Here is a 26237-nt window from a genome sequence, read left to right on the forward strand (position 1 = left end):
GCCACGTGTGAGCACCCGGTTCCACGCCCAGCGAGGAGCGCGCAGTGAGTGACGAGGTCGAGAGTGACGAGGTCGACGCAGCAGCCTCCGACGTCGATCGCGGGCCGGTGCGCACCACACCGGAGGAGCTGCAGGGTGCATCGGGTCCGGCGGTCATCGCCACCGCCGGATTGACCAAGCAGTTCAAGGACTTCACCGCCGTGGAGGAGCTGGACCTGGAGATCGGCCGCGGAGAGATCTTCGGATTCCTCGGACCCAACGGTGCGGGAAAATCCACGACCATCAGGATGCTGTTGGACCAGCTGCGGCCTTCCTCCGGATCCGCGCGCGTGCTGGACCTCGAGGTGGGTCCGGACTCGCTCGAGATCCACCGACGCATCGGCTACATCCCCGGCGATCTGGCGCTCTACCCGAAGCTCACCGGCACCCAGACGCTGCAGTACTTCGCACGCCTGCGCGGAAATGTGGACTGGTCCTACGTGCTGGAACTGGCCGAACGGCTCGAGGCCGATCTCGGGAAGAAGGTCGGGGACTACTCGACGGGTAATCGGCAGAAGATCGGTCTCATCCAGGCCTTCATGCACCGTCCCGAGCTGCTCATCCTCGACGAGCCCAATGCCGGCCTCGACCCCCTCATGCAGCAGACCTTCCACGAGATGCTGCGCGAGGTACGCGCTGCCGGTCGCACCGTCTTCCTGTCCTCCCACACCCTCTCCGAGGTGGAACGCGTCGCGGACCGCGTCGGGATCATCCGGCGGGGGAAGCTCGTCGTCGTCGAGCGGGTGGACGAGCTCAAGCGCAAGGCCATCCGACGGCTGGACTTCGAGTTCGACCAGCCGGTCCCGGCCGACATGTTCGAGGGCGTCGCCGGTGTACGGGACGCCGAGATCGACGGCGTCCACGCCAGGATCGCCTACGAGGGGAGCGTCAACGACGTCCTGCAGGCGGCCCTGGTCCATGAGGTGACCAATCTCCACTCCCGGGACGCGGATCTCGAGGAGATCTTCCTGGCCTTCTACCGTTCCGACGATCCACCCGCCCCGGTGCCACCGGCCCGGACCGCGACAGCATCGGCACCCAGGGCGGGACGCCGTGTTCGCTGAGGTACTGCGGCACGAGAGTCGGCAACGGGCGGTCCCGACCGGCGTCCTCGGCGGGACCCTCGCCGCCTTCGCCTTCCTCGGGCTCGCTGTCTCCGGCAGCCTCGGCTCCGCCCTCGACTCCCTGACCGCCTCCATGCCCGAGGCACTGACGGCGTTCATCGGCGGCGATTCACCGGGCGGCTACGTGGTGGGGGAGATCTTCACCCTGGTGGCACCGATCGCCCTGGTCGCCTACGGCATCATCGCGGGAGCCGGCCTCTTCGCGGGCGAGGAGCGCGAGGGCACCATGGCCGTCCTGTCGGCTCAACCGGTGACTCGGCGGAGTCTCCTCCTTGCGAAGGCCTGCAGCCTCCTCCTGAGCCTGGTCGTCATCGCCGGGCTCTTCTGGGGCGGGATGACAGTGGCCGCGCTCGTCTTCGATTCCGAGCTGACCGCAGGTGCTCTGGCGGCCGGCAGCACCCATCTGGTGATGCTCGCCCTGGCCTTCGCCGCCGTGGCCCTCGCGGTCGGAGCAGCCACCGGCCGTCCCGAGCTGGCCTCCGGAACAGCAGGCGGCCTCGCGGTCATCTCCTATCTGACCTCGGCCATGCTGCCACTCGCCGGTCTGGAGCAGTGGGCGCGGCTCAGCCCGTGGCACTACGCCCTGGGCAGTGATCCGCTGCGCAACGGGATCGATCCCTCCCACCTGGGTGTCTTCGCAGCCATCACAGTCGTCGCACTGGTCGCCGGTCTCGTCGCCGTGAACCGCCGCGATCTGAAGGGATGAACCTCATGACCGCAGCACCCACCACGCCGGCCACTCGCGACAGCACCTCCGGCGGTGGTCGCGGACCGGCCCGTTCGGTCGGCAGGCACTTCGCCACGATCTGGGCCCGCGCCGTCGGCGACAGGCTGGTGCTCGTCGCCGTCCTGGCCGTCTACGGTCTGGCCATCGGCGCGGGCGTCGGCGCCCTCTGGCCGCCCCTGCGCGACACCTTCGCGGATCTGGCCCGGAACCTGCCCGCTGCTTTCGACCAGATCCTGGGAGGGCTCTCCATCGGCACACCCGAGGGATGGCTCCACGCGGAAATGCTCTCGATCCTCGCTCCGGGCTTCCTCATCGCCGCGGCGATCATCTCCGCCGGAGCGGCGACGGCAGGTGAGGAGCAGGCACGCACCCTCGGGCTGGTCCTGTCCTCCGGGGTCGGTCGTACCACCTTCCTCGCGGCCAAGACCGCTGCCGTGGTGACGCACCTGCTGCTGGTCAGCGTCGCGATGTTCCTCGGGATGGTCATCGGCAACGCGATCGGCGACATGGGGATCGGCATCGGAGCCCTGGCATCCTCCGCACTCTGGGTCTTCCTGTTCGGCCTGATGTACGCGGCGATAGCTCTCACCCTCGGCGCTCTGCTCGGCGACCGGCGCCTGAGCTCGGCGATCACCGCAGGGGTCGCAGCCGTCTCGTTCGTCCTCGCGACCTTCCTGCCGCTGGACGACGCGCTGACCGGGTGGGCCAAGGTCAATCTCTGGTATCCCTACAGCGGCAACGTGCCCGTCGTCGACGGCGTCGACGGCGGACTGGCTGCGGTCATGGTGGGCGTCGCCGTCGCGGTGAGCGGCGCCGGGTTCCTCGGTTTCCGCCAGCGCGCCGATCTCCACGGTTGAGCTCCTGGGGGCACTTGCATCGGGACGACGTCACCCGTGCTCCCACCGGCGGCCAGGTCACCATGGAAGCCGACCGGATCAATCGGCGGTGACCACTCGCGGGGCCAGGGCCAACGACTGCTCGAGGATGTAGTCGTCCTCGAACCGGTCCCCGAGCCGGAACCGCTTGGTGCCGACGATCCGGAAGCCGCTCTTCTCGTAGAAGCGGATGGCACGGGGATTCTCCTGGTTCACGCCGAGCCACACCCCGGGCAGCCCTGAGCGCGCAGCGAGCTCCAGTGTCGCCGCCATGAGCGCGGCGGCCGTCCCCCGCCCGTGCTGCTCGGGACGGACGTAGAACTTGCTCAGCTCCACCACGGGGGAGAGGGACAGGGCGGCGAGCACATCCGTGTCAGCGGGCTGGTCGAGGACCACCATGCTCCATGCCAGGACCCGCGCGTCCTCCCGGAGGCAGAGGATCGTGTGGCCGGGCAGGTCCACCAGGGCGGTGAAGCGCGCGGCCGAGAGGTGCGTGGCGATGTGCCGCTCGATGTCCTCGGGGCGCGACTCCGGAGGGCAGGCGAGGGGGAAGGTGATCGCGGCGCACTCGGCCAGCGCCTCGGCGTCGTCCGCTGTCGCCGTCGTGATCCGGATGCTCATGATCCCAATCTAGGGGCCATGGAGGCGTGGCTCGGAGCGGATGGGCCCGGCGTCACGCGAAACCGGTGCGAGACTGGACCCGGAGGCCCGGCAGTGACGGCTGTGCCGGGCGGGGCACTGCGTGAATCAGGTCAGGGAGGACCACGATCGATGACGACCACACGGCAGCACACGTACGGACCGGACGTCCTGGGTGGCGACTACGAGGCACGGACCATCCCGCTGCGGCCCGACGACGAGGGCGAGGTTGTGGCCACGCTGGTGCGCCGGGTGCTGCCGGGAGGATCGCGCCGCGCCGTCCTCTACGTGCACGGCTTCGTGGACTACTTCTTCCAGCAGCATCTCGCCGACGCCTGGCTGGAAGCCGGGTTCGACTTCTACGCCCTGGACCTGCGGAAGTACGGGCGCTCGCTGCGTGGGCACCAGAGCCCCAACTACATCACGGAACTCGAGGCCTACGACGAGGAGCTGGACGCCGCAGCCCGGATCATCCGCGAGGAGGAGGGCCACGACGTCCTGGTGGTCATGGGCCACTCGACCGGCGGCCTGGTGACCTCGCTGTGGGCCCACGACCGGCGCGGGCACGGCATCGTCGATGCGCTGGTGCTCAACAGTCCGTGGTTCGATCTCAACGCGGGCTTCCTCCAGCGCACGGTCGGCACCCTCGCGGTGCGCAAGCTCGGCACGCTGAAGCCGAAGACCGTGGTCAGCTCCCTCGGATCCGCCTACGGGCGCTTTCTGCACCGGGAGTCCGGCGGCGAGTGGGACTACGATCTCGCCTGGAAGCCGCACCGGGGTTTTCCCGTGGTCGCTGGCTGGCTGCGGGCCATCCGCGCCGGGCACGCACGGCTCAATCGCGGTCTCGCTATCGACTGCCCGGTGTTCGTGGCCTGCTCCGACGCGAGCTCGAACCCAGCCCGGGAACCGGGCCGCGTCTCCTCCACGGACGTGGTGCTCGACGTCGGCCAGATAGCGCGCCGCACCCCGAAGCTGGGCGGACTCGTCACCCTGGTGCGGATCACCGGCGGGATCCACGATCTGACGCTCTCGCCGGAACCGGTGCGGTCCGCGTTCTTCGCCGAGCTGGAGCGCTGGCAGGCGGCCTACGTCCCCGCCGTGCCGCAGGCGGACGCCGCTGAGGGCCGGAGTGACCTGCGCTAGGTCCTCAGTGCATCTGCCAGCTTCACCCGGGCGCCCATGCGCAGGATGGAGTTCTGGTAGATCTTCGCACTGACGACGATCGCGGCGACGCAGGTCGCGAGCAGGATCACCAGTGACAGAAGCGGCTCCCACCACTGCGCCTCGTCGACGAAGATGCGCACGGGCATGCCGACCGGCGCCGAGAACGGTACGTAGGACAGGACCGCCATCACCACGGGATTGTCGTTGAAGAAGATCACCAGGAAGTACGGCGCCATGACGAGGAGGGTCAGCGGCGTCGTGGTGGCCCCGATGTCCTCCTGCCGCGAGACCATCGCACCGGCCGCCGCGTACAACGCCGCGAGCAGGATGAACCCGAACAGGAAGAAGACGGCGAACCATGCCAGCGGCGCGCCGATGCCGTCGAGCAGTTCGCCCTGGTCGGTGACCGCGAGACCGATCACCGCAATGGCGCTGAGTCCCAGGATCTGGCCCATCGCGAGGATCGTATTGCCGAGTACCTTGCCTGCCAGGAGAGCACGCGTCGAGATGGCGGAGATGAGCAGCTCGACGACGCGTGTCTGCTTCTCCTCCACGACACTGGAGGCGATCGTCGTCCCGAAGGTCAGCGCCGCGACGAAGAAGACCAGGCCGAAGAAGAGGGCCACGAAGTAGCGGAGCTGTTCGTCGACGGCATCCGTGGTCAGCAGCTCGACCTCAGGGGAGACGCTCAGCATCGCCAGGAGCGTGGTCGGGACGCTGTCCTCGGCGATGAGCGTGTACCCGAACGGTTCGGCGCCGCCGGGGACGAGGGCGGCGTCGACGTCGCCCGAGGAGACGAGATCGCGTGCCTCGGCGACGCTCGCCACCTCGGTGGTCTCGATGACGTCGTCGAGCTGGGCAACCACCGCTGCGGTCCCCGGCCTCACGGCGACGGGCGTGCGGGAGTCGGAGTCCGCGGCGACGCCGCCCCAGATCACCCCGATCAGGGCCAGCGCGAACAGGAGGCCGGTCGAGATGAGGAAGGCCTTGCTGCGCAGCTTCGAGCCGACCTCGCGCTCGGTGACCAGCCAGACGCTCTGGGTGAAGGACCGGGTGTTCACTGGATGACCTCCTTGAAGATCTGGGCGAGGGACGGGTGGCGGGGCGCGAAACTCGCGACGTCCCCCGACTCCATCGCGCGGCGCAGCACACGCTGCACCGTCTCGTCGCTGTCGGCGTCGAAGATCGCGTACCCGCCGTCGAGCTCGACGACGTCCACCCCCGGCTCGGTCCGCAGCCATCCGGCATCGCCGCCGAGCACGAGCTCCAGGCGGCGCGAGGAGAACCCGGCGCGTAGCCCGTCACGAGTACCTGCGGCACGGATCGTTCCGCCGGCGATGATCACGAGGTCGTCGCAGAGCCGTTCGACGACGTCGAGCTGGTGCGAGGAGAAGAGCACGGCCGCGCCCCGGGCCGCTCGGGTCTGGAGCACCCCGGCGACGACGTCGACCGCGAGCGGATCGAGGCCGGAGAACGGTTCGTCGAGGATGAGGACCTTCGGGTCGTGGACGAGTGCCGCGGCGATCTGTGCGCGCTGCTGGTTGCCGAGGGAGAGGGTCTCCACACTGTCCCTGAGGCGTTCACCGAGCCCGAGCTCCTCGAGCAGGGCTGTGGCGCGGGTGGTGGCGTCCGCCCTGGAGAAGCCGTGCAGGCGGGCGAGGTACACGATCTGCTCGAGCACCTTCATCTTCGGGTACAGGCCGCGTTCCTCGGGCATGTAGCCGAAATTGCGGCGGTCGCCGTCCGTGAGCGGCGCGCCGTCGAGAGTCACCTCACCGGAGTCGCGGGAGAGCACGCCGAGCATGATCCGCATCGTCGTCGTCTTGCCGGCGCCGTTGCCGCCGACGAAACCCGTCAGGCGACCGTCGTCGATGGTGAACGCCACGTCGTCGAGCACGCGGTGTTCGCCGTAGCTCTTGGTGACCCCGGTCAACTGCAGCATGCCCCCACCTCCTGATGTCGTGCGCACTGTCGGCACGACGACGATGTCACAGCGTCACCCCCGCAGCAGCGAGCCCACCGGATGCACCCTCCCCAGCATCGCGCCTCGCGCATCCGATCCACGGGAGACACGCCCTGGAGGCGTCGGTACCGCTGGCTCCCGGTGTCACGAGCGCCCTTCAGGCGGGAGGGGTGTTCAGTTCGAGTTCGGCCTGTGCAGCCAGGGAGCGGAGCACCCGCTGGTCCTCGGCGGTGAAGGCACGCGGCCGCTGGTCGATCACGCACAGCGTGCCGATGAGCCAGCCGCCGGGCCCACGCAGGGGGCACCCGGCATAGAACCGTATGCGTGGATCACCCGTGACGAGTGCGTTGGCACTGAAGCGCGGATCCTCGTGCGTGTCCTCGACGACGAGGAGATGCTCGTCCTGGATCGTCACGTTGCACAGCGCATCGCCACGGTCCACGCTGCGGGACAGGGGTCCAGTCACCGAGAACAGGATCTGCTGGTCGGCGGTGATCACACCGATACTGGCCGAGCTGACCTGGAAGATCTCACGCGCGTAGCGGACGATCCGGTCGAAGCGCTCGGCATCCTCCACCTCGAGAACCTGCGACCGTTCGACGGAGAGCAGGCGCAGTTTCTCCGCCTCCGACCGGGCGCCGCGACCCGCGTGGGCCGGTGACGCCGCACCGGTGCCGTCGGGTAGGGCAGCATCGTCCTCGGGGTGGACCTCACTGCAGGTGGTCCTCGCTGGTCTCATCGTCGTCTCAGGTCCTGGCAAGCGGGTGGTGGCGAGGGCGTCGGCTGGTCCCCATGATCTCCGACGGTACGGCACCCGCCACGACCGAGCCGGTAACCGGGGGTGTCGGCTATGTCACGGCTGAGCACGGAAGCACGGGAGCACAGGAGCAGACCGGAGCACCCCGGCACGATCAGACGCGCGCGGCGGCGTCCGCGTCGGCTTTGGCGACGAAGCGTCGCACCAGCGCGTCGAACTCGTCCTCCCGCTCGATCTGCGGCATGTGCCCGCACTTCTCGAACAGGTGGAACTCGGCGTGCGGGAACGCGGCGCGGGCGTGCTCGAGGTGCGACGCCGGGAGCACGCGGTCCTCGTCGCCCCAGACGACCAGGGTGGGCTTGCGCTGGGCTGCCACACGGCGCAGGAGTTCGGTCCGCCAGCGACGACGCACCCCGCCGAAGGTCCCCAGGTGCCCGGCGACGGCGAGCATGACGTCGTCGTACCCGGGGTTCCGCCCCACCGCCTGCGCGTGGTCGAGGCGTTCCTCCGTGACGAAGACCTTGTCGTAGAACAGGGCCCGCTCGGTGCGGTAGGCGGCCTTCCGCGACTTGTCCCGCATGAGCACCCTGCCCACGGGGCGGACGGCGAGCAGGCGCAGGGCGATGGTGACCTCCCTGCCGAAACCGGCGCTGTTCGCGAGCACCAGGCTCCGGACACGCTCGGGGGCCAGGGCGCTGAGCTTCATGGCGACCGCCCCGCCGAGGGAATTGCCCACCACGTGCAGCGGCCGGCGTTCCCCGAGGGTGTCGAGCACGGCGAGCACGAAGCGGGCCAGCGTCTCCATGGAGTATTTCCCCTGCGTGCGCTCCGAGAGGCCGAAGCCCGGCAGGTCCACGCTGATGACGCGGTGGTCCTGTGCGAGGCGGTCGTAGAGGCCCTCCCAGTCCTCGAGGCTGCGCCCGATCCCGTGCAGCAGGAGCACGGGGGTCTTCTCCGCGACTCCCTCGTCCCGGTAGCGGACCTTCACGCCGGCCACCCGAAGGTAGCCGTCTCCCAGCACGCCGTCGGGGTCGGCCGGGCCGCTCCCGCGGCCGGTCCCGGAACCCCGGCGCAGCGCTCCCGGCAGGCGGGAGAGAGCCGCGAGCCGGCGCTGCAGCGTGTCGAAGGACAGCGGCGCCACCCGGGCGACGACGTCGGGCAGCTTGGCGCTCAGGCCGATGAGCAGACGCGGGGTGCGGTTCCCCACCGCCTCCAGCATGAGCTCCGCCGCCCGGTCGGCGGGGAAGGTCAGGAGCCGGTCGAAGTCAGCCCGGGCCTTCCTGCTGGCGGCGTCGTCGAGATTGCCGCCGAGGCGGGCGTTCCGCGCGATGTTCGTGCGGATGCCGCCGGGATGCACGGAGGTGGTGCCGATGCCGCGGGGCAGCAGCTCGTTGCGGAGCGCCTCGGTGAAGCCCCGCAACGCGAACTTCGACGAGGAGTAGGCGGTCTGCCCGCGCGGAGCCACCAGGCCGAACAGGCTCGACACGTTCACCACGTGGCCGCCGGGGCGCATGAGGGGCAGCAGGTGGTGGGTGAGCAGCACGGGCGCATGGAAGTTCACGGCCATGACCCAGTCGAAGTCGTCCATGGTGATCTGGTCGAACATCCCGGCCAGGGCCACGCCGGCGTTGTTGATCAGCAGGTCCACGGTGTCCGTCGCGGCGAGGATCTCGGCGGCCACCTCGTCGACGGCGTCGCGCCCGGCCAGATCGGCCACGAACGTGGTGATGGACGTGTCCGGGAACGCGGCGCGGATGGAGGAGGCGACGGCGTCGAGGTTCGCGGCGTCGCGGTCGACGAGCAGCAGCCTGCTCCCGCGCTCGGCCAGCCCGCGGGCGAGATGCTCGCCCATGCCGCCCGCCGCGCCGGTGACGACGGCGGTGGCGCCCGCGAAGCGGAACGGTGCAGGCTTCATGCGTGGATCTCCTGGAGTTCGGGTGCGGGCGTGCCGCTGGAGGCCGGGCGGTCGAAGACCATGTTCTTCGCGAGATTGCCGCGCAGGGCGGTGGGGGCGTCGAGCAGGTAGTTCTGGCGCATGGTCCACGGCTGCCTGTCGCCCTGCTTGGGGAACGCCGAGACGGCGCGCTGCACGTAGCCGGAGGTCAGGTCGAGGATGGGCCGGGGCGTCATCCCGCCGTCCGTGGACGGCGCGCCGTAGCGATGCCCGTGGCGGTCCAGGTAGGTGATGAGGCGGCAGACGTAGCGTGAGCTGAGATCCGCCCGGAGTGTCCAGGAGGCGTTGGTGTAGCCGACGCAGAGCGCCAGATTCGGCACGCCGCTGACCATCAGTCCCCGGTACACCCAGGAGTCGCCGAGATTCACGGGCTCGCCGTCCACAGTGAAGGTGGCCCCTCCCAGGGGCAGCATGGACAGCCCGGTGGCGGTGACCACCACGTCGGCCTCCAGCTCCTGCCCCGAGGCCAGGCGGATGCCGTGGGGCGTGAACGTGTCGATGGTGTCCGTGACCACGGACGCCGTCCCGGCCTTGAGGGCCTTGAACAGATCGGCGCTCGGTGCCACGCAGAGGCGCTGGTCCCACGGGTTGTACGCGGGGGTGAAGTGCTCGGCCACGAGCTTCTCGTCCCCGACGATACGCTCCGTCTGCGTGCGGATGATCTTCTTCGCGATCTCCGGCCGGCGGCGGCACAGCTGGTAGAACGCCTGGGTGAACAGCACGTTCTTGGCGCGGGCCACGTGGTGAGCGAGACGGGCCGGCAGATAACGCCTGGCCGCGTCGGAGAACGTGTCGCGGCTCGGCACGGCCGTGACGTAGGTGGGGGAGCGCTGCAGCATGGTCACGTGCGCGGCGTCCTTCGCCATCGAGGGCAGGAGCGTGATCGCGGTGGCTCCACTGCCGATCACGACGACGCGCTTGTCACGGTAGTCGAGGTCCTCGGGCCAGAACTGCGGACGGACGATCTGCCCCTGGAAGGACTCCAGACCCTCGAAGGAGGGCTCGTAGCCGTGGTCGTAGTTGTAGTAGCCGCTGCAGATGTAGAGGAAACCGCAGGTCACGGAGCGGCGCTCCGTGGCGCCGTCGTCGTCGCGCACATCGAGCTCGAGCGTCCACCGGGCGTCCTCCGAGGACCAGGCGGCGCTGACGAGCCTGGTGCGGAACCGGATCCTGTCCCTGATCCGCTCGTCCTCCGCGGTGGCGCGGACGTAGGAGAGGATCGAGGAGCCGTCCGCGATGGCCTTGGCCTCGGTCCACGGACGGAACGGGTAGCCGAGGGTGAACATGTCGCTGTCGGAGCGGACACCGGGATAGCGGAAGAGGTCCCAGGTGCCGCCCACGGTGTCGCGGGCCTCGAGCACGGCGAAGCTCTTGCCCGGGAGCATGGTCGAGACGCGGTAGGCCGCGCCGATACCGGAGAGTCCGGCGCCCACGATCACGACGTCGAGGTGTTCGGTGAGAGTGTCCATGGTCCCAGTATTCCGGCGTCGGAGGTATGTGCGCTTGACTTCGCGCGACAGCTATTTACCCTTGGGTGACATGGGGTCCGTGATCCGCTCCGCCGGGATGCGCGGCTTCCGCGACGTCGTCGAGCAGTTCGGCGGGGACGCCGTGGCGCTCGCGGCATTCCACCACGTGCCGCTGGAGGCGATCAACGACGACGACGTCCTCGTCTCCGACGTCGCGGTGGCCAGGCTCCTCGAGGGCGCCGCCCGCACGCTGCCCTGCCCGGATCTGGGACTGCGCATCTCCGAGTACCAGGACATCGGCATCCTCGGCCCGCTCGCCGTGGCCGTGCAGAACTCCCCGACGGTGGGAGCGGCCCTGGAGTGCGCCTCGCAGTTCCTCTTCCTCCACAGTCCGGCCCTGCGCTTCTCCATCGTGCCGGACCCCGAGGGCAGGGCCGGCGACGTGGGCCTGTGCTACGGGTCCTCCGCGGGGGCGCCGCCCCGGCAGGCGAGCGACGCCATCCTGGCGTTCGTCCATCGCATGCTCCGGTTCCTCGTGGACGGCCCGTACGCGCTCCACTCGGTGCACCTGTCCCATCTGCCCAAGGCCCCGACGAGCCGTTACACCGAATTCTTCGGCGCCGAGGTCCGCTTCGGGCAGCACGACTCCCTGCTGCGGGTGCCGCGGAGCCTGCTCGACCGGCCGCTGCAGGCGGTAAACCACACCCTGCGGGAGATGGCCCTCGACTACCTGCGGCACCATTTCCCCGAGCCGGGTCGCGTGGTGGCGCCGACGGTCCGCATCTCGATCGAGCGGATGCTGGGCACGGCCCCGCCGCGCATCGACGCCGCCGCCCGGCTCCTCGGCATGCACCCGCGGACCCTCCAGCGTCGACTCGCGAGCGAGGGCACCTCGTTCGAGGTGCTGCTCGACGACGCCCGCCGCGACGCCGCGCACCGGCTGCTCACCCGGACCGATCTGCCGCTGCAGCAGATCGCGGGCCTCGTGGGTCTCTCCGAGCAGTCCGCGCTCACCAGGTGCGCACACCGCTGGTACGGCAGGACCCCGAGCAGCCTGCGGGCAGGCGTCGTGCAGGGCGTCAGCGCACCCCGATCACTCGGTTCCGCCCGGCGAGCACGCCCATGACGGCGAGCACCACCATGATGCCGGCGGTGACGACGAGGGGAAGCGTCCAGTCGCCGCTCAGATCGCGCAGGGCCCCGAAGAGCACCGGACCCACGGCCGCGAGCCCGTAGCCGACCGACTGCGCCATCCCGGACAGCGACCCCGCCTGGGTGTAGTTGACGCTCCGGAGGCTGAACAGCGAGAGGGCGATCACGATGAGGAAGCCGGAGCTGATGGAGCCCAGCACCACCCAGAGCAGGGTCAGGCCCGGGACGAAGGCCAGTCCGAGGAAGGTCGCCACGGCGAGCACTGAACTGACGAGGGAGATGAGCCGCTGGTCCGAGCCGCGATGCAGGATAGCCCCGGCCACGAGACTGGCGAACACACTGATGAGCAGGAAGACGGACAGGTGGACGCCGGCCGTGGGCGCGGAGACGCCGCGACTCTGCTCGATGGTGGGCAGCCAGGCCATCAGCACGTAGTAGGAGATGGACTGCAGGCCCATGAAGATCGTGACCTGCCACCCGAGGGCCGAGGCCCAGGGGGAACGGTACGGGGCCTCGGGGGCGGACGCCCCGCTGCTGCCCCCGGTACGCCGGAGCAGCCACGGCAGGAGCACCGCCATGGCGATCAGCGCCACGCCCACCCAGATGCCGAGGGCCAGGCGCCACCCGGCGGGTGAGGTCTGGGCCACGGGCACGACGACTGCGGCACCGATCGCCGCCACGGTGGCCTGCGCCGCGGTGTAGATCCCGGTGACCTGGCTGACCCGGAGGGGGAAGTCGCGCTTCACGAGGGCCGGCAGCAGCACGTTGAGGAAGGCGATCGCCAGCCCGATCAGGGCCGTTCCTGCCCAGATGACGCCGGGCAGCGGCAGGGAGCGGAGCACGATGCCCGCCGCGAGGATCAGCAGCGACACCCACAGTGCCCGATCGAGGCCGAGTTTGGCGGCGAAGACGGGAGCCACGGGGGAGAAGACGGCGAAGGCGATGAGCGGCAGGCCCGTGAAGAAGCCGGCCTCGGCGCTGGAGAGCCCCAGATCGCCGCTGATGTTGCCGAGTACCGGGCCCACGCTGATGAAGGACACCCGGAGATTGACGGCGATGAGCAGCACGCCGATGAAGGCCATCCCGAGCCGCGCGGGGCCTGCGGGGGTCCTCCGGGTCACAAGGGACATCTCACGATCCAATCGGTCGGCGGGAGGCGCGGGCGGGGCGTGGACCGCTGCCTGCTGCGGCGCGGGACCCAGGCCTGTGGTCACCCTACCTGCGCGGCGGCGCAGCGGCGATCGACGCGGTGTGGCACCCGGGGCGGGGCGCGTCAAGGGTCGCGGTGATCGGGCCACCTGCCCGCGTGCATTGAAGCACTCCGTTTTCGGTGCTACATCTTGAGGCAGAGGTGCCCGCACAGCTGCGGCTCCCGCCCGTACTCGACCAGAGGAACCCCATGACCACGTACGACGACGAAAGCCGCACGCTCACCGAGTGGAGCCGCACCCTGGCCCAGGCCCTCCAGATCCTCGATCTGGAACTCGACCATGACCGGATCCTGGAGCTCACGCAGCGGTCCTCCCACTACAAGTCCGAGGACGCCGCGGCGATCAGCGCCTTCATGGTCGGCTACGCCGCCGGATCGGTGACCACGGAGGGGCGTGACGAGGCGAGTGCCGCCGTCGAGAAGGCCACGAGGACGGTGCTGGCCGTCATCGACAAGGACGAGCAGGCGCAGGAGAAGCAAGGCTGGACCGGCACGGCCCAGTAGGGGCTCACCCGGCGAGAGGTGCCCGTCGGCGGGCCGCGACCAGTCGTGTGAGCGTCCATCCCAGGACGGCCGCGACGGGAACGGCCGCGACGAGCCCGAGGCCCGCGTAGCCGAGCAGCACGAGGGCGGGCCCCGCGAGTGCTCCACCGGTGGCGCCCGCGAGATTCATGAGCAGGTCGGAGGACCCCTGGGCCGGTGCGCGTTCGGTGACCCCGACCGCACCGGCGAGCAGGGCCGACGCCGAGACGATGCAGGCCGACCAGCCGAACCCCAGCAGGACCAGGCTCACGGTCACCAGGGCCTCGGACTCCGCGCCGCGCCAGGCCGTGAGGAGCGCGGCGAGCAGGAGCAGCTGGCCGCACAGGATCCCGCGGGTGGTCCCGGCGCGATCCGCGACCCACCCGAAGACCGGCGACAGCGCGTACATGCCCGCCACGTGCAGGCTGATGGTCAGACCGACCACCGAGAGACCGGCGCCGTGATCGTGGAGGTGCACCGGGGTCATCGCCATGAGCGAGACCATCGCCGCGTGGGCCACGGCGATGCTCACCACGGCGTAGCGCGCGGCCGGGGTGCGCGCGAGGACGGCGAGACCGCGCCGCTTCGCGGGAGCGACCCCGGGACCGCCGTCGGTGCGCTCGGCAGCCTGGAGCCGGAGCGCGGTCAGCAGGGGGTCGGGCCGCAGCCCCAGCCGGTACAGCAGGGCAGCTCCCACCTGCGCCGCCGCGGAGAAGACGAAGCCGCCGCTGAGCGCGGGGATGCCGAGGATCCCCGCCACGGCCTCGCCGGGTTCGAAGAGATTCGGGCCGAGGACCGCGCCGATGGTGGTCGACCACACCACGAGGGCGAGGCTGCGGCCGCGCGTCTGCTCGGACGCGAGATCCGTCGCGGCGAAGCGGGCCTGCAGACCCGTGGCCGAACCGACGCCCAGGAGGACCAGCGCAGCGAGCAGCAGCGGGAAGAGGGACAGGGACGCCGCCGTGATCGCCAGCAGGGCACCCGAGCCGGCCACCACGGCACCGGCGGACAGGGAGACACTGCGTCCCCTGCGCTGGGCGAGTGTGGCGAGGGGGACCGCAGCGGCTGCGGCGCCGAGGGTGGCCATGGTCGCGGCCATGCCCGACCAGGCACTCGACCCGGAGAGCTCGGCCGCGAGGAGCGCCCCGAGGGACAGCGTGGCCCCGGCACCGATGCCGCCGAGGACCTGGGCGACGACGAGCACGCGGATCACGTGGCGTTGCTGCTCCCGCGGATCGGCCGGCGGATGGGTCGGCCGGCCGTGCATCACCTGGTCCTGCTCCATCCGGCGCCTTCCGCTGTGCGTGCTGACGACAGAACTCTACCGGCGCACCGGGGGATGCGCCGGTAGAGGATCCAGCCGGGAAGGGGCGGCGCGCTCAGGCGTTCGCGGTCTCCCGGGCCGGTGCGCCGGCGTCGGCCGGCGCGAATCCGTCCGGCTCGTTCCGGGGCGCCTCGGAGGTCGCGGCGGCGTGGTGCTCGGACGGCGCGCGGTGCGAACTGGGCTCGAAGCGCACGATGACCTGCTTGGACAGCGGGGTGTTGCTGCCCTGCGCCACCTCGTCGAGGGGCACGAGCACATTGGCCTCCGGGTAGTAGGCGGCAGCACAGCCCCGTGACGTGGGGTAGGAGACCACGCGGAAGGCGCGGAGCACACGCTCGACGCCGTCGTCGTGCACGCCGTGGATATCCACGTTCTGCCCGTCCTCCAGACCCAGCTCGGAGATGTCCTCCGGGTTGATGAACACCACGTGGCGGCCCTTCTTGATGCCCCGGTAGCGGTCGTTGTGCCCGTAGATGGTGGTGTTGAACTGATCGTGCGAGCGCAGCGTCTGGAGGATCAGCGTGCCCTCCGGCCGCTCCACGTAGTGCAGGTCGTTGACCGTGATCACGGCCTTGCCCGTCGGGGTGTTGAACGTCCGCGAGTCCCGTGGACCGTTGGGGAGCACGAAGCCGCCGTCCTGGCGGATCTTCCGGTTGTAGTCCTCGCAGCCCTCCACCACCTGGGAGATGTGCCGGCGGATGAGATCGTAGTCCTGCTCGAAGCCCTCCCAGTCGGCGTTGATGCGATCGCCGACCGTGGCCCGGGCGAGGCGGCTGATGATCGCCGTCTCGGAGAGCAGGTTCTCGGAGACGGGCTCCACGCTGCCCCAGGACGGGTGGACGGCGCAGACCGTGTCCTCGACCGAGACGAACTGCTCGCCGGTGGCCTGGCGGTCGATCTCCGTGCGGCCCTTGCACGGCAGGATCAGCGCTTCCTTGCCGGTCACCACGTGGGAGCGGTTGAGCTTGATGGAGACCTGCACCGTCAGATCCGTGTTCTCGAAGGCCTTCTCCGCCACATTGGTGTCGGAGATGGCGGAGACCAGGTTGCCACCGAGGGCCATGAAAGCCTTGATGCGTCCGTCGGTCATCGCCTTGATGGTCTCCACGGCGTCCGTGCCGTGCTCCTGCGGCGGCTGGAAGTCGAACTCCTTGCCGAGGGCATCCATGAAGGTGGCAGGCATCTGTTCCCAGATGCCCATGGTGCGGTCGCCCTGGACGTTGCTGTGCCCGCGGATCGGTGAGGCACCGGCCCCGGGCTTGCCCATGTTGCCGCGCAGCAGGAGGAGGTTGATGATCTCCTTGATCGTCGCGACGCCCTTCCGCTGCTGCGTGATACCCATCGCCCAGGTGATGATCACCTTGTCGGCGGCGATGTAGCGGGCGGCCAGCTCGTCGATCTCCTCGATCCGGAGCCCGGTGGCCTCCACCACGGTGGCGTCGTCGAGCTTGAGCAGGTACTCACGGAGTTCGTCGAGGCCCTCGCAGTACTCGTCGAGGAAGGCGTGGTCGAGGACCGTGCCGGGGTTCTTCGCCTCCGCCTCGAAGACGCGCTTCGACACGGCCTGGAGCAGGGCCATGTCGCCGCCGAGCCGGATCTGGAGGAACTGGTCCGCCAGTTCGGTGCCCTTGCCTGCGACGCCGCGGACGGTCTGCGGGTTCTTGTAGCGCTTGAGGCCCGCCTCGGGGAGGGGGTTGACGGCGACGATCTGCCCGCCGGTCTGCTTGCAGGCCTCCAGCTCGGTGAGCATACGCGGGTGGTTGGTGCCCGGGTTCTGGCCCATGAGGATGATCAGGTCCGCGTCGGCGTAGTCGTCGAACGTCACGGTCGCCTTGCCGATCCCGATGGTCTGGCCCATGGCCCAGCCCGAGGACTCATGGCACATGTTGGAGCAGTCCGGCAGGTTGTTGGTGCCGTAGGCGCGGACGAAGAGCTGGTAGAGGAACGCGGCCTCGTTGGACGCGCGGCCGCTCGTGTAGAACGCGGCCTCGTCGGGGGAGTCGAGGCTGTTCAGCCGGGAACTGATGATCTGGAACGCCTCGTCCCAGCTGACCGGCCGGTAGTGGTCCTCACCCTCGGGCTTGTAGAGCGGTTCGGTGAGGCGGCCCTGCATGCCCATCCAGAACTCCGAGCGCTCGCGGAGCTCGGTGAGGGAGTTCTCGGCCCAGAACTCGGTGGGGATGACCAGCGGTGCCGCTTCCCAGGTGACGGCCTTGGCGCCGTTCTCGCAGAACTCGAAGGTCTTGCGCTTGTGCGGGTCCGGCCAGGCGCAGCTGGGGCAGTCGAAGCCCTTCTTCTGGTTCATCTTCAGCACGGTGCGGGCCGTGCGCTCCACGCCCATGTGCTCGACGGCGGGCTTCATGGAGTGGTAGACACCGGGAACGCCGGCGGCCCATTCCTTCGGGCGGTCCTCCACGTGGAGATCCTTCTCGTCGACTTCCTCTACGTGGGCTTCATTGCGCGTCATGACGAACGTCCTCTTCCGTGCCCTGTGTCGGGCGCTCCTCGACAGATGATCCACCGTGTCGTTTGTACTAGGCCTAGCAGGAGGAGGGAGAGTATCGCAAGCCTCGGCCGTGTCAAGGGGTGGGTTGACGCGATCCGGGCGACGCGGCGATGGCCCTCCGGCCCACCATTTGATTAGTTGACCTAACGAAAACAGGGGCGTACTGTTACCTGGAGCAACCGAATGCCCAGGGCGACACGCGTCGGGTGCCGGCACAACTGCAGAGCCTGCAGTTCTGGTACTCCACGCGATGTCACGCCGCACGGGCGGGGACGGCCGTCATCCGGGCCCTGCGTCCCAGACCACGAAGGAAACCCCACCGATGGCCCTCCATCCCACCGCGGCGACAGCGACCGAGGTAGTCCCACCACCCACGGCAGCGTCTGCCCCGGCCGGCGAGCCGATGAGCCACCGGCAGGTCCTGCAGGCCCTCACCGGCCTCCTCGCGGGACTGTTCACCGCCATCCTGAGCAGCACCATCGTGGCGAATGCCCTGCCCACCATCATGAGTGAGCTGAACGGTTCGCAGACGGACTTCGCCTGGGTCATCACCGCGGCGCTGCTGGCCAATGCCGCCACTACCCCCATCTGGGGCAAGTTCGCCGACCTGTTCGACAAGAAGCTGCTGGTGCAGGTCAGCATCGTCATCTTCGTGGCCGGTTCGGTCCTGGCGGGCTTCGCCGGGAGCATCCCGCTGCTGTTGACGGCCCGCGTCATCCAGGGTGTCGCCATGGGCGGGCTCACCGCGCTGGCCCAGGCCATCATCGGCACCATCATCGCCCCGCGGGAACGCGGCCGGTACGCCGGCTACATGGGCGGGGTCATGGCCGTCGCGACGGCCGGCGGACCGCTCCTCGGCGGGCTCATCGTGGACTCCCCGCTGGGCTGGCGCTGGACCTTCTTCGTCTGCGTCCCCTTCGCGATCATCGCGCTGGTGCTGCTGCAGCTCACCCTGAAGCTTCCCGACACCCGCCGCAAGGCCCGCATCGACTGGCTCGGCTCCATCCTGCTCACCGCGGGGGTCAGCCTGTTGCTCATCTGGGTCTCCTTCGCCGGCAAGGAGGGCTACTACGACTGGTTCTCGAGGGAGAGCGCCCTCATGGTCGGCGGCAGCGTGATCCTGCTGGCACTGCTGCTCGTGGTCGAGTCGAAGGTGCCCGAGCCGATCATCCCGCTCAGGATCATCTCCCAGCGCACCACGGCCCTCGCGATCGTCGCGTCCGTCGCCGTCGGGATCGCCCTGTTCGCCAGCTCCAGCTACATCGGCCAGTACTACCAGGTGGCCCGCGGCGCCACGCCCACCGAGGCGGGGCTCCTGACCCTGCCCATGATCGCCGGCAACCTGCTCGGGTCCATCGGTGCCGGAGCGCTCGTGACGCGGTACGGCAAGTGGAAGAGGTACCTGATCGCAGGATCCGTGCTCCTGATCGCGGGCCTGGGCCTCGCGGGGACGATCGACCACCTCACGGACCTGTGGCTCGTGGGCGTCTACACCTTCGTCTTCGGCCTGGGCCTGGGTCTGATGCTCCAGAATCTCGTGCTCGCGGTGCAGAACACCGTCGCCGTCCGTGACATCGGCTCGGCCAGTGCCTCCGTGGCGTTCTTCCGCTCGCTCGGCGGTGCCGCGGGCGTCGCGGTCCTCGGTGCGATCCTCGGGACCCAGGTGAGCACCCGGACAGCCGACGGGCTCGCCGCAGCCGGGGTTCCGGCCGGCGCCGGTGGTGCCGCGGGCGGCTCCCTGGACCTCGTGGATCTCCCTGAGCCGATCGCGGAGATCGTCCGCAGCGCCTTCGGGGACAGTACGGCCATCATCTTCATCATCACGGCGGCCATCGCGGTCATCGCCCTGATCTGCGTGCTGTTCATCGAGGAGACCCCGCTGCGGCGCACGGTCGACCTGGTGCAACCCGCCCCCGCCGGCCCTGCCTCCTCGATCGCAGCCGAAGCACCGGGTGCCATGCCGGCGACCGACGGCTCGACGGCCGGCGGCGCGGCGACCCCACCGGCCGGAACCGGGGCCGATGGCGCCGCGGGAAGCGGCGCCGGGCACGATGCCGAGGTCCTCGCCGTCCAGCCCTCGCGGGGCCGGCGCAGCGCCGGACCGGTCACCATCCTGAGGTCCGACGTCGAGCGCGTGACGCGCGAGCTGGCGGAGCTGGACGCGGGCGGAGCGGAGCGGCACCAGTAGCATCGAGGGGTGAAACCGTTCCTCCTGCTGGCCACCCGCGCCGAGAACCACGCCGCCGACGCCGAGTACCGCAGCTTCCTGCGCGTCGGCGGTCTCGCCGAGTCCGAGCTGCACCGGGTACGCCTGGAGGAAGGGCCCATGCCCGAGCTCGACCTGGCCGACTACTCCGGGATCTTCCTCGGCGGGAGTCCGTTCAACTCCTCGGATCCTGAGGAGGCGAAGACCGGCGTGCAGCACCGTGTGGAGCATGAGCTGGAGGTGCTCCTGGACCGGGTGGTGCCCGAGGACTTCCCGTTCCTGGGTGCCTGCTACGGCGTCGGCACCCTCGGCCGGCACCAGGGCGCCGTCGTCGACACCACCTACGCCGAACCCATCGGTGCGGTGGAGATCACCGTGAGCGAGGACGGCGCCGCCGACCCGCTGCTGGCCGCGCTGCCGTCGTCGTTCGCGGCGTACGTGGGGCACAAAGAGGCCTGCGCCACCCTGCCGCGCGGAGCGGTACTCCTGGCCTCCTCGGCCACGTGCCCCGTGCAGATGTTCCGGGTGGGGTCCAACGTCTACGCCACGCAGTTCCACCCCGAGCTCGACGTCGAGGCGCTCGTGGGCCGGATCAGCACGTACCGCCACGCGGGCTACTTCCCGCCGGAGCAGGCCGAGGAGTACATGGAGCGTGCGCGGGCCACGATCGTGGACCAGCCCGAGGCCATCCTGCGCTCCTTCGTGATGCGGTACGCACGCACCTGACACCTGACACCTGCGCCGTCCGGTGGTCTCTCTCCGTCGGGAGGTCCCGTCCGCCGGCGTGCGACGATCCTGCCCCAATCCTGCGGCGGCACGCCCGCAGGCAGGGGGAGCGCGGCCTACGCTTGTGGTGTGGGGGACGAGCGGTCGTGACGGTGGGTCATGCGGACGGTGAGCAGCACGAGCGGGCCCGGAGGGCGGCCGAGCGTGCAGCGCGCCTCGTGGAGGAACTGACCCGGGCGCGGATCGACGTCGAGCTCTTCGAGCGGCAGCGTCGGCGCAGTCCGCTCCCCGGCCCGGCAGGAGCGGCCGCGGGGACGCGTGGTCCGCGCAGGCGGCCGGCCCTGCTGACCCTGGGGCTCTGGCTCATCACGCTCTACCTGCTCGTCACGATGCTCGCGCAGGAGCCCCCGAACGCGACGGACTCCACCGTGTACCAGCCGCGTGCCGTGCTGGAGCTGACGACGGCGCCCGCACCGGCCGACGGCGCCCTCGCGTAGCGTTCCTGCCGTCCGCCCGGTCCGGACCGGCGTCCCTGTCCTCCGTCGGACCCGGGCGGTAGTGTCGGAGGACGCGCCGAGCAGGGCCGACCCGGAAGAGGTAACCGTCATCCGTACCACCACGAGCACCGCCCCGAGGGGTCGCACGGTTCCCGTCACCCTCGCCGCAGGCGAGCAGCGGCATCACCAGGTGCTCATCATCGGGGGAGGGAACGCCGGCATCTCGCTGGCCGCGCGTCTGCGCCGCTACCGGTTCAAGGACATCGCCGTCGTCGAGCCCAAGAGCCGCCATCTGTACCAGCCGCTCTTCTCCCACATCGCCGGCGGGACCGCCGACGCCTTCGAGGCAGTCAGGCTGCAGTCCGCCGTGACGCCCCAGGGCGTCGCCTGGATCCAGGACAAGGCCGTGGACGTCAGTACGGACACGCACACGGTCCTCCTGGAGTCGGGCTCGGCCGTCACCTACGACCACCTGGTGATCTGCCCCGGGATGCAGAACGACTGGTCCGCCGTACCCGGGCTGAAGGAGGCCATGGAGGGGCCCTACGGTGCCTCGAACTACGAGTACGAACTCGCGCCGAAGGCGTGGGATCTGCTCCGCCGGATGACCGGCGGCACCGTGGTCTTCACACAGCCGTCGGGCCCGGCGTCGTGCGCCGGCGCCGCGCAGAAGCCCCTCTACCTCGCGTGCGACCACTGGCGGCGCGAGGGCGTGCTCGAGGACATCAGGGTGGTGCTGGCCGTGGCCACGCCCACGATCTTCGGGATGGAGATCATCGACGAGGAGCTGAACCGGAAGATCGACGAGTACGGCATCGAGGTGCGCTTCAGCACGGAGCTGGCCTCGGTGGAGCCGCAGGAGCGGACGGTGCAGCTGCTCGACACCGCGACCGGTACTGCGGAGACCCTCTCCTACGACGTCCTGCACGCGGTCCCACCGCAGTCGGCACCCCAGTGGCTGAAGACCACGGATCTGCCGTCGCCGGGCGATCGCGCGGGGTTCGTGGAGGTGGATCCCCTGATCCTGCGGCACCCCCGCTTCCCGGAGGTGTGGTCGCTGGGAGATTCCGCGTCCACGCTGAACTCGAAGTCCGGGGCGGCCCTCCGTACCCAGGCCAAGGTCCTCGCCAAGAACCTGCGGGCGGTCACCCGGGGCAGGAAGCCCACCACGAAGTACAACCAGTACTCCGCGTGCCCCTTCGTGGTCAGCCGGAACACCGTGGTCTTCTCGGAGTTCGACGACAAGTACTCGCCGATGCCCACGGTGCCGGGGTGGAACAACCTCGCCCGCGAGCGTCGGCTGACGTTCATCGCCGAGCGCGTGATGCTGCCGAGGATCTACTGGAACCTGATCCTCCGCGGGCTGGCCTGATCCTCCTGGGCCGGCCTGGTCCTCCGCTCTCCTCCGCGGACTGGCCAGGGCCGGCTCTCCTCCGCGGACTGGCCGGGGCCGGCTCGGGCTACCGGGTCAGGTCCTGGTACTCGGGGTGGCGCTCGATGTAGGCGGCCACGAAGGCGCACTGCGGCACCACGGCAAGCTGCTGCGCCCGCGCGTCGTCGAGCGCGTATCCGATGAGCGAGCTGCCCACGCCTCGGCCCTCCGCCTCCGGCTGCACCACGGTATGCGTGAACACGATGGTGTCACCGGAGCGCTCGTACGCTGCGATCCCGACGCTCTCGCCGTCGAGCGTGGCGGTGTAGCGCTGCTGCGCCTCGTCGTTGCTGACGTCGACCGTGGTCGACCCGGACTCCTGTGCTCCCTGGCTACTCATGGAGTCACTGTGGCACGCCGTTCGCGGGAGGGTCAACGCCGGGCGCGATCGGTCGGGAATCGCCGCGCCCGATCCGGGAATAGGACTCCGCCGGGGGCTGAACACCCGATCCACGCTGGTCAGCGTGCAGGCGCGGGGACTACCGTCGAAGGGAAGATATCCACTCGACACCACCTCGATACGAAGGAGTCCACATGTCACGCGTAGCCATCATCGGCGGGCACGGAAAAGTCGCCCTGCACCTCACGAAGATCCTCACCGGCCAGGATCACCAGGTGAGTTCGCTGTTCCGGAACCAGGATCATTCGCAGGAGGTGGAGCAGGCCGGCGCCACCCCCGTGGTCGCCGATCTCGCCGAGCTGTCGAAGGACCAGATGGCCGAGATCTTCCGCGGACACGACGCCGTGGTCTGGTCCGCAGGCTCCGGCGGGAGCAGCCCCGAGGCGACGTACGCCGTCGACCGCGACGCCGCGATCCGTTCGATGGACGCTGCGAAGGAGGCCGCCGTGGGTCGGTACGTCATGGTGTCCTACCTCGGTGCGGGCAAGGACCACGGTGTCCCTGAGGACGACGGCTTCTTTCACTACGCGGAGGCGAAGGCCGCCGCGGACGAGCACCTCCGCAACTCGGAGCTCGCCTGGACCATTCTCGGCCCGGGCGCACTCACCACCGATGTCGGCACCGGGAAGATCGAGGTCTCCAGCAAGCCCCAGAATGATTCCGTGCCGCGCGAGGACGTGGCCCACGTGGCCGCCGTCGTGCTCGGCAACCTCGGGACCGTGGACAGGACCATCGAGTTCACCAGCGGGGACACCCCCATCGCCGAGGCCGTCGAAGCCTCGCTGTAGTTCTGCCGCGGTCCTCGAACCGCAGCCGGAAGGCGGCGCCCGAAGCGGGCGCCGCCTTCTTCGTGTCCGGGGACCTACTTCTTGGTGCGGCGGCTCCCGCCGTGCCAGTCCTCCTGCAGGCCTGCCTCGCCGTCGTCCACCCCGAAGCTGCGCAGTTGCGGGCGCTCCCGCAGGCTCCGCTTGAGTTCGGCGAAGCCGGAGAAGCGGGCGAGGCCCACCACGTGGTCCCACAGTTCCACGGCGTCGTCGGCGGCGGGCAGCCTGCTGATGACGGGTCCGAAGAACGCGACACCCTCCGGCGGGTCGAACTGGATGATCGGCGTGCCGACATCCTTGCCGGTCAGTGCCAGCGCCTCGTCGGTCTCGGCCTGGATCACGGCGTCCAGCGACGAGTCCTCCAGCGCCTCCGCGAGCTCCGCGGGCAGCTCCAGCTCTGCGAGGAGGGGCAGGAGGAAGTCGGCGGTGCCACGGTAGCCGCCGTCGGAGGTGTCCTCGCGGGTGTCGAAGATCTCGGTGCCGAGGCGTTCGTAGAGGCGGGCCACGGCCTCGGTCCCGTGCTCGTCCCGGGTGCGTGCAGCGACCCGGAGCAGGCGCAGCCCGGCGGTGTGACCGGTCTCGTAGCCGGCGGGGAAGTGTGCGCCGTAGTCGATGTGGCTGTTGAGGAGGCGGAGCGAGATGAAGCGCCACTCCACCGAGTACTCGCGCTGCTGGGCCACCATGCGCACCCACTTGCTGGTCATCCAGGCGAAGGGGCAGACGGGATCGAAGTAGAACCTGATGTCGGGGGTCATGGCTTCACGCTAGGGACCGGGCATATCCGGGTCAAGGCGGCCTTCACAGTGCGCAATCGGGACTCTGCGCGGTTGGGCTGGCGCACACCGTGGTCGCGCGGTCCGGGCTCCTGCGTCTTGGACCAGGGACTTTGCAGGGCGAGGTGGCGCTTCCGACGGCGTGTCGCAGGGCGCCGCAGCGTGCGCAGCGTGGAAGACCCCGATCCGGCACCCCGGGAGCCCGACGATACCGCCATCGTCCGCATGATGACGTGGGAGACGGCGAGCTGGTGTGAGGCCGACGCTGGCCGGGGCCCTTTTTTATCTCGGGTCTGTGCAATTTCGGGGTCTGCGCCGATCCGGGGATTTCGGGCGGCAACGTGCACCCGCGACGGCGTGTCGCGCCACGACACGCTGGTGCCGTCGCCGAAGTCCCCGGTCAGGAACCCCCGGTCGAGAACACCCGACCAGGAACACCCGGTCGAGAACACCCGACCAGGAACACCCGGTCGAGAACACCCGACCAGGAACCCCCGGTCGAGAACACCCGACCAGGAACCCCCGGTCGAGAACACCTGACGTCGGCGAACGCCCTGTCGACGCACTTCCGCGGCCAGTCGGACCGCGGAAGGGTCAGGAGGTGGCGATGTCCTTCGAGGCGTAGTCGAAGCGGAACGTCACCGCGCTGTCCGAGAGCAGGTGGAGTTCGTGGTTGGCGCCGTCGCGAACCCCGAAACGGCCGTAGTTCTCGTCCCAGGAGCCGTTGACCAGCACCTTGTACTGGTAGGTTCCGGCCGGCAGCTGCAGGGTCTGGTGCCAGGAGTTCGCCGCGGCGTCGTACGAGAGCTGCAGCTCGCGGAGATCGGTGGACCAGTGACCCGCCTCGCCGAGGATCGGATCGAAATCGCCGGAGAGGGCCACGGACTGCGGCTGATCGTGCCACGCCTCGACCGTGGAGGAGTCCGCCTCCGCGGAGGACACCTCGAGGTCGACGGCGGTGTCCGGGGGAGTGGGGTCCTCGGCGGGCGTGAACTGCACTTCCTCTCCCAGCTGCTCGGGGGACGGGGGTGCGTGCTCCACGGAGGCGGGCTGCTCGGGCACGGGGTCGCCGGTCAGCATGGCGTTGACGAACTGGTCCGCGTCGGGGAAGGCCGCAACGGCGCGGGTGCCCTCCTCGGTGGCCGTCCAGCCGGCGCGGCCCTTGACGAGCCACCCGGCCTTGACGAGCTTCGCCGTCGCCGTCGTCAGCGCCTTGAAGCCCCGGGGGATCCCGCCCGAGAGGAGCTCGGCTTCCTTGTCGTCGAACGGGACCTCGGCAACAACCTGTGACAGCAGCTCGCTCGGAGCGGCGCCGGAGCCCGACGCCTGATGGTCGGCCAGGATGGCGAGCGTGGCACGCAGGCGGGCGTTGGTGTGATTCCGGGGGGCGATGACAATCTCCTTCGTCGACTTCCTGGGTAGATCGATTTTATCGGATGACTCTCCATTCCGGTGCTACGCTCCGCCCGATGACGTTTTCCACGCGCACCGGCCCGCTCAGAACCGTCGCACGCGTGGCGCTCGGGGCGTTCCTCCTGGTGGCCGGGACCGCGCACCTCACCGTCGCGCGGGAGGCCTTCGCCGCGCAGGTACCGTCCTGGCTCCCGCTGGACACGGACGCCGTCGTCGTCGTGTCGGGTGTCGTGGAGCTCCTGCTCGGTGCCGCGTTGATCGCCCTCCGCCGGTATCGTGTGCCGATCGGGTGGGTGGTGGCGGGATTCTTCGTGGTGGTCCTTCCCGGGAACATCGCCCAGTACGTGGAGGGCGTGAGCGCCTTCGGGCTCGATTCCGACGGCGCCCGCCTCACCCGCCTCTTCTTCCAGCCGGTCCTCGTGGTGTGGGCCCTGTGGTCCACCGGCGCCTGGCAGGACCGCGACTCCCTCCGGACGCGGGGCCGGGCCCGGAACTGACCGACCGCTGACGAGGAATCGTCAGTAAGCTTCGAACAACAGCA

24 protein-coding genes are annotated in these 26237 nt (G+C 69.9%); 12 read left to right on the forward strand and 12 right to left on the reverse strand.

The annotated features are described in order from the left end of the window. Nucleotides 1-44 precede the first annotated feature (44 nt). The 3 genes from Q0747_RS11060 to Q0747_RS11070 are packed head-to-tail and all read left to right on the forward strand — an operon-like array spanning nucleotide 45 to nucleotide 2747. Complete coding sequence (locus Q0747_RS11060; protein ID WP_298254589.1) at nucleotides 45-1103, forward strand: ABC transporter ATP-binding protein; 1059 nt, start codon at nucleotides 45-47, stop codon at nucleotides 1101-1103. Beyond that, on the forward strand, nucleotides 1093-1869 hold the full coding sequence (locus tag Q0747_RS11065; protein ID WP_298254591.1) for an ABC transporter permease subunit: 777 nt from the start codon (nucleotides 1093-1095) through the stop codon (nucleotides 1867-1869). The genes Q0747_RS11060 and Q0747_RS11065 overlap by 11 nt, the downstream gene beginning before the upstream one ends. A 5-nt stretch (nucleotides 1870-1874) precedes the next feature. Next, a complete protein-coding gene (locus Q0747_RS11070) occupies nucleotides 1875-2747 on the forward strand; it encodes an ABC transporter permease (RefSeq protein WP_298254593.1) in 873 nt (290 codons plus the stop codon). 78 nt (nucleotides 2748-2825) lie between these two features. Here Q0747_RS11070 and Q0747_RS11075 read toward each other — a convergent pair whose 3' ends face one another. Further along, a complete protein-coding gene (locus Q0747_RS11075) occupies nucleotides 2826-3386 on the reverse strand; it encodes a GNAT family N-acetyltransferase (RefSeq protein WP_298254595.1) in 561 nt (186 codons plus the stop codon). 150 nt (nucleotides 3387-3536) lie between these two features. Between Q0747_RS11075 and Q0747_RS11080 the strand changes: the two genes are divergently transcribed. Continuing rightward, nucleotides 3537-4547 (forward strand): alpha/beta hydrolase, encoded by a 1011-nt coding sequence (locus Q0747_RS11080; protein ID WP_298254597.1) that lies wholly within the window; start codon nucleotides 3537-3539, stop codon nucleotides 4545-4547. On the opposite strand, the gene Q0747_RS11085 is transcribed toward Q0747_RS11080, so the two are convergent. The 5 genes from Q0747_RS11085 to Q0747_RS11105 all read right to left on the reverse strand — a co-directional run bounded on the left by Q0747_RS11085 (nucleotide 4544) and on the right by Q0747_RS11105 (nucleotide 10711). Next, nucleotides 4544-5629: an ABC transporter permease gene (locus Q0747_RS11085; RefSeq protein WP_298254599.1), complete on the reverse strand. Its 1086-nt coding sequence runs from the start codon at nucleotides 5627-5629 to the stop codon at nucleotides 4544-4546. The two genes, Q0747_RS11080 and Q0747_RS11085, sit on opposite strands and share 4 nt — an antisense overlap. Further along, a complete protein-coding gene (locus Q0747_RS11090; protein ID WP_298254601.1) occupies nucleotides 5626-6510 on the reverse strand; it encodes an ABC transporter ATP-binding protein in 885 nt (294 codons plus the stop codon). Before Q0747_RS11090 ends, Q0747_RS11085 begins: the two co-directional genes overlap by 4 nt. 178 nt (nucleotides 6511-6688) lie before the next feature. Next, nucleotides 6689-7270, reverse strand: a complete 582-nt coding sequence (locus tag Q0747_RS11095; protein ID WP_298254603.1) for a GAF domain-containing protein — start codon at nucleotides 7268-7270, stop codon at nucleotides 6689-6691. 172 nt (nucleotides 7271-7442) lie between these two features. Then, entirely contained in the window at nucleotides 7443-9203 is a 1761-nt protein-coding gene (locus tag Q0747_RS11100) for an SDR family NAD(P)-dependent oxidoreductase (RefSeq protein ID WP_298254605.1), read from the reverse strand. Further along, complete coding sequence (locus tag Q0747_RS11105; RefSeq protein ID WP_298254607.1) at nucleotides 9200-10711, reverse strand: NAD(P)/FAD-dependent oxidoreductase; 1512 nt, start codon at nucleotides 10709-10711, stop codon at nucleotides 9200-9202. The genes Q0747_RS11100 and Q0747_RS11105 overlap by 4 nt, the downstream gene beginning before the upstream one ends. Nucleotides 10712-10745: 34 nt before the next feature. Here Q0747_RS11105 and Q0747_RS11110 point away from each other — a divergent pair, with 34 nt between their 5' ends. After that, nucleotides 10746-11837, forward strand: a complete 1092-nt coding sequence (locus tag Q0747_RS11110) for an AraC family transcriptional regulator (protein WP_298254609.1) — start codon at nucleotides 10746-10748, stop codon at nucleotides 11835-11837. Here the strand turns inward: Q0747_RS11110 and Q0747_RS11115 are convergent. Continuing rightward, nucleotides 11791-12993, reverse strand: coding sequence for an MFS transporter (locus Q0747_RS11115; protein ID WP_298254611.1), 1203 nt, complete (start codon nucleotides 12991-12993; stop codon nucleotides 11791-11793). The two genes, Q0747_RS11110 and Q0747_RS11115, sit on opposite strands and share 47 nt — an antisense overlap. A 269-nt stretch (nucleotides 12994-13262) precedes the next feature. Between Q0747_RS11115 and Q0747_RS11120 the strand changes: the two genes are divergently transcribed. Further along, nucleotides 13263-13577 carry a DUF6457 domain-containing protein gene (locus Q0747_RS11120; protein ID WP_298254613.1) on the forward strand — a complete coding sequence of 105 codons (315 nt, stop codon included), beginning with the start codon at nucleotides 13263-13265 and terminating at the stop codon, nucleotides 13575-13577. Between the two features lie 4 nt (nucleotides 13578-13581). On the opposite strand, the gene Q0747_RS11125 is transcribed toward Q0747_RS11120, so the two are convergent. Continuing rightward, the gene (locus Q0747_RS11125) at nucleotides 13582-14880 is read right to left on the reverse strand and encodes an MFS transporter (protein WP_298254615.1); all 1299 of its coding nucleotides are present in this window, start codon (nucleotides 14878-14880) and stop codon (nucleotides 13582-13584) included. Nucleotides 14881-14974: 94 nt separating this feature from the next. Continuing rightward, nucleotides 14975-17386, reverse strand: a complete 2412-nt coding sequence (locus Q0747_RS11130) for an FdhF/YdeP family oxidoreductase (RefSeq protein WP_298254617.1) — start codon at nucleotides 17384-17386, stop codon at nucleotides 14975-14977. A gap of 361 nt (nucleotides 17387-17747) precedes the next feature. Here Q0747_RS11130 and Q0747_RS11135 point away from each other — a divergent pair, with 361 nt between their 5' ends. The 4 genes from Q0747_RS11135 (at nucleotide 17748) to Q0747_RS11150 (ending at nucleotide 22226) form a co-directional block, all read left to right on the forward strand. Then, complete coding sequence (locus Q0747_RS11135; RefSeq protein ID WP_298254619.1) at nucleotides 17748-19613, forward strand: MFS transporter; 1866 nt, start codon at nucleotides 17748-17750, stop codon at nucleotides 19611-19613. Between the two features lie 9 nt (nucleotides 19614-19622). Continuing rightward, on the forward strand, nucleotides 19623-20357 hold the full coding sequence (locus Q0747_RS11140) for a glutamine amidotransferase (protein WP_298254621.1): 735 nt from the start codon (nucleotides 19623-19625) through the stop codon (nucleotides 20355-20357). 146 nt (nucleotides 20358-20503) lie between these two features. Continuing rightward, entirely contained in the window at nucleotides 20504-20854 is a 351-nt protein-coding gene (locus tag Q0747_RS11145; protein ID WP_298254623.1) for a hypothetical protein, read from the forward strand. A gap of 190 nt (nucleotides 20855-21044) precedes the next feature. Then, the gene (locus Q0747_RS11150) at nucleotides 21045-22226 is read left to right on the forward strand and encodes an NAD(P)/FAD-dependent oxidoreductase (protein WP_298254715.1); all 1182 of its coding nucleotides are present in this window, start codon (nucleotides 21045-21047) and stop codon (nucleotides 22224-22226) included. A gap of 88 nt (nucleotides 22227-22314) precedes the next feature. Here the strand turns inward: Q0747_RS11150 and Q0747_RS11155 are convergent, their stop codons facing one another. After that, nucleotides 22315-22626 carry a GNAT family N-acetyltransferase gene (locus Q0747_RS11155; RefSeq protein WP_298254626.1) on the reverse strand — a complete coding sequence of 104 codons (312 nt, stop codon included), beginning with the start codon at nucleotides 22624-22626 and terminating at the stop codon, nucleotides 22315-22317. A 194-nt stretch (nucleotides 22627-22820) separates the two neighbouring features. Here Q0747_RS11155 and Q0747_RS11160 point away from each other — a divergent pair, with 194 nt between their 5' ends. Beyond that, on the forward strand, nucleotides 22821-23474 hold the full coding sequence (locus tag Q0747_RS11160) for an SDR family oxidoreductase (RefSeq protein ID WP_298254628.1): 654 nt from the start codon (nucleotides 22821-22823) through the stop codon (nucleotides 23472-23474). Nucleotides 23475-23548: 74 nt separating this feature from the next. Here Q0747_RS11160 and Q0747_RS11165 read toward each other — a convergent pair whose 3' ends face one another. Both Q0747_RS11165 and Q0747_RS11170 read right to left on the reverse strand, forming a co-directional pair. Further along, a complete protein-coding gene (locus tag Q0747_RS11165) occupies nucleotides 23549-24265 on the reverse strand; it encodes a hypothetical protein (RefSeq protein WP_298254630.1) in 717 nt (238 codons plus the stop codon). Between the two features lie 612 nt (nucleotides 24266-24877). Continuing rightward, nucleotides 24878-25345 carry a hypothetical protein gene (locus tag Q0747_RS11170; RefSeq protein WP_298254632.1) on the reverse strand — a complete coding sequence of 156 codons (468 nt, stop codon included), beginning with the start codon at nucleotides 25343-25345 and terminating at the stop codon, nucleotides 24878-24880. 407 nt (nucleotides 25346-25752) lie between these two features. Between Q0747_RS11170 and Q0747_RS11175 the strand changes: the two genes are divergently transcribed. Further along, nucleotides 25753-26193: a hypothetical protein gene (locus Q0747_RS11175; RefSeq protein ID WP_298254634.1), complete on the forward strand. Its 441-nt coding sequence runs from the start codon at nucleotides 25753-25755 to the stop codon at nucleotides 26191-26193. The last annotated feature ends 44 nt before the right edge of the window (nucleotides 26194-26237 follow it).

The sequence above is a fragment of the uncultured Arthrobacter sp. genome (assembly GCF_947493765.1).
Lineage (GTDB): Bacteria > Actinomycetota > Actinomycetes > Actinomycetales > Micrococcaceae > Arthrobacter_D.